We start from the raw sequence: 3,060 nt of genomic DNA on the forward strand, positions 1-3,060 counted from the left end.
GTAAAGATGCAGGTAGGAAAATTTTTGGAGGTCGCACCATAGATGAGATGCTCGAAAACTATATAGAAGTAGCCCATACTTTTAGAAACCGCCCTGATTTATGGAAAAAAATAGAAGAAGGCGCTTTAAGTAGCAATGCCGCTATGCGTGAAGGCACACAGCATATGTTATCCACCTTTAAGAAAAACCCTAAGAAATATGCCCCTGAAAACATTGAGCATTTAGATATGAAGTTTGAAAAAGGTTTAGATGATATCTGTGCCAACTGCCGTTATGACGTGAAGTTTATTTCTGAGAGTAAACCTTTATATGAGGAATTTAAAAGCTATAACAGCGAAACTTGGAGTAAAATAGCTAATGATAAAGGATTTATTCAACAGTTTAAAAGCTATTTACAAACTAGTGGAGTGAAGAATATTGATGATTTAGCTTATGTGATCAACAGTAATAAAGCTAATATAAATGAGGTAAAACAAGCTTTTAAAGAATTGTTTAAGCGTAATACTGATGAAATTTTTAAAACAAATCCAAATATATGGAAGCAATTTGATAGAGTTGATGGAACTGGTAAAATAAATAGTCTTAAAAATTTCAAAGATTTAGTAGAAGATATTTCTTTTGATGCTAAACACCCTATTTTTAACTTTATAAAAGCTGAATAATTATGTTTTGTGAAAGTAGAACAATAAACAATGTAATAGCTTATGTGAATGAATATTACATTAATAGCAAAGGACTCTTTAATACTCAATCAAATGAATGTCTATTAGAAATTTCTGGACAGCAAGAACTATATCCCTTTGGAAAAGACCATTTGATATCAAGAGAGATTGTGTATGGAGATTCTGCCATAATCAATATTAACGATTTAACTATTGTTATTAATAATTATAGGATAGAAGCTCAAAATTACCCTTACTTTTCTTTTTATGAAGTTGATGATAAACCACAAGAAGGGATTTATGATTTTGAAAAGAAAAAAATACTTTTTGAAGCTACAAGTTGGTTAGGAAGAAGTATTATAGACAAGTATATATTTCGTGATTTTAAAAAGAAAATAGCTTGTAGAAAAATAGATTCAGATTCAATTCTTTGGGAATTTCTTCTTTCAGTATTTGGTAAATTCAAATATAAATATTCAGAAGAAGAGAAAGATTATGAAGTAGAACAATTCATAGGAATGTATAACAATATTCTTTGGGTATACTTAAACGCAAGGGAACTTATAGGAATAGATGTTGAAACAGGAAAACTAAAATATCGTTTTTTAGGAATAGAAAAGAAAAATGCTGTTGGGATAGTAGAAAATTATTTAGACAATGAAGACTATTACATTTTCTATGGTGCAGATTTTAAATTAGATACTGAAAAAGGCGTGATTTTTGGTTTGAAAGCCGATAGATTTTTTGAGATAGATTTAAATAAAGAATCTATAATACCTTATCTTTTTGGACTGCAAAATAAGATGGAAAAAGTAGGGCTTAATAAGAATGATATTAGTGGTGATACTTTTTTGCAAGATAATTTACTATACTTTTGCTCTATTAATGACTTAAGATTTGGTATTTTAGACATCAATACCAAGGAAATTATCTATGTTTCAGAACCTATTGCAGTAGTGGAAAGAGATGATTGTTTTACCCAGCTTAAAGATTTAAAAGTCTCAGAAAATAAGGTGTATATCTTAGATAGTAATCATACATTACATATTTTTGAACGTGAAGAATAGTTCTTGTTTTATCATACTAATTTCATTTCTATTACTTTTACTTTTATTTAAAAGCATAGGGACAAAAAACTTTATTAGAAGAGTTCAAGAGTTATAATAGTGAAACGTGGAGCAAAATAGCTAATGATAAAGGATTTATCAAGCAATTTGAAAGCTATTTACAAGGAGTTAACAAAATAGAAGATTTAGCTTATGTGATTAACAGTAATAAAGCTAATATAAATGAAGTAAAACAAGCTTTTAAAGAATTGTTTAAAAACAAAAAAGATGAGCTCTTTGAGATTATTAGAAAAAACAGAAATCTTAGTGAAAGCTTGGATATAGATAATATATCAGACTTAACGAGTGAAAAGATTAGTGATATTGTTGAACTTATTATAAAGACACCATAATATGAAAGAAGTACAACATATTAGTAATGTAGATAACTTTCTTGTTGTAGATGATAAACTATATTTTAGCAATGGGAAAGAAGTTATAGATGAAAAAGGGCATTCTATTCTGAATTCTCCTTTATCTTTACAATTCTTAAATTATAAAGAACCTTATTTTTACATTCCTGATATCTATGGAAATACCTATTTGATAATGGAAAAAGAGACAAGATTTCTAAAGGATATCTTTATTAAAAAAGTTATTTCTGATTCTTTCCTATTAGTTAGTAAAGATAAAAAAACAGCTATTCTTAATATAATAAACAATGAATTTCACTACATACTAAATTCTAGAATATTTAAATTTTTGGAATGGAAAGAGAAACTATTTTTTAAGAACAAAAATACAATACAAGGGATAGAAATATATACAGGTCAGTTCCTTTGGGAGTTTCCTCTTTCTTCTCTTGGTAAAGGTAAAGATTACAATACAGATGAAGAATTTGACTATGAAGTAGAACAATTTGTAGGAATATATAATAATATTCTTTGGGTTTATATAGAAAGAGGTGGATTTATTGGTTTAGATATTCAAACTGGGGAATTGAAACATCGTATTCTAGGGATACCCAAGGGGAATTTATTAGGCAAAGTCGATAGTTATGTAGATAGTGAAGAGTTTTACATTTTTTATCGTGCAAAATTTATTTTGGATGAAAAAAAAGGAATAATTATCGGTTTAATAGCTGACAGATTTTTTGAAATAGACCTCAATAAAGAAAAAATAACTCCTATGCTATATGGTATGTGGGATAAAATGGAAAAAATGAACCTAAAGAAATATGGAGTTAGTGGGAATACAAGTCTACAAGAAGATTTATTGTATTTTTATAATGACAAAGAATTACAATTCGGCATTTTAGACATCAATACCAAGGAAATTATCTATGTTTCAGA

At 27.8% G+C, this 3,060-nt stretch carries 4 protein-coding genes; all 4 read left to right on the top strand.

The window, feature by feature from the left end:
• On the top strand, positions 1 to 662 hold a 662-nt coding region (locus HMPREF9078_RS11305; RefSeq protein WP_009419783.1), incomplete at its 5' end, for a hypothetical protein.
• A 2-nt stretch (positions 663 to 664) separates the two neighbouring features.
• Positions 665 to 1,729, top strand: coding sequence for a hypothetical protein (locus HMPREF9078_RS12140; protein ID WP_009419784.1), 1,065 nt, complete (start codon positions 665 to 667; stop codon positions 1,727 to 1,729).
• A 194-nt stretch (positions 1,730 to 1,923) separates the two neighbouring features.
• A complete protein-coding gene (locus tag HMPREF9078_RS11975; protein WP_009419785.1) occupies positions 1,924 to 2,121 on the top strand; it encodes a hypothetical protein in 198 nt (65 codons plus the stop codon).
• 1 nt (position 2,122) lies between these two features.
• On the top strand, positions 2,123 to 3,060 hold a 938-nt coding region (locus HMPREF9078_RS11315; RefSeq protein ID WP_009419786.1), incomplete at its 3' end, for a hypothetical protein.

Source organism: Capnocytophaga sp. oral taxon 380 str. F0488 (genome assembly GCF_000318255.2).
GTDB lineage: Bacteria > Bacteroidota > Bacteroidia > Flavobacteriales > Flavobacteriaceae > Capnocytophaga > Capnocytophaga ochracea.

Bases quoted from the DNA above. Each gene is read 5' to 3' on its own strand.
- HMPREF9078_RS12140 (WP_009419784.1), top strand. From the start codon at position 665: ATGTTTTGTGAAAGTAGAACAATAAACAATGTAATAGCTTATGTGAAT.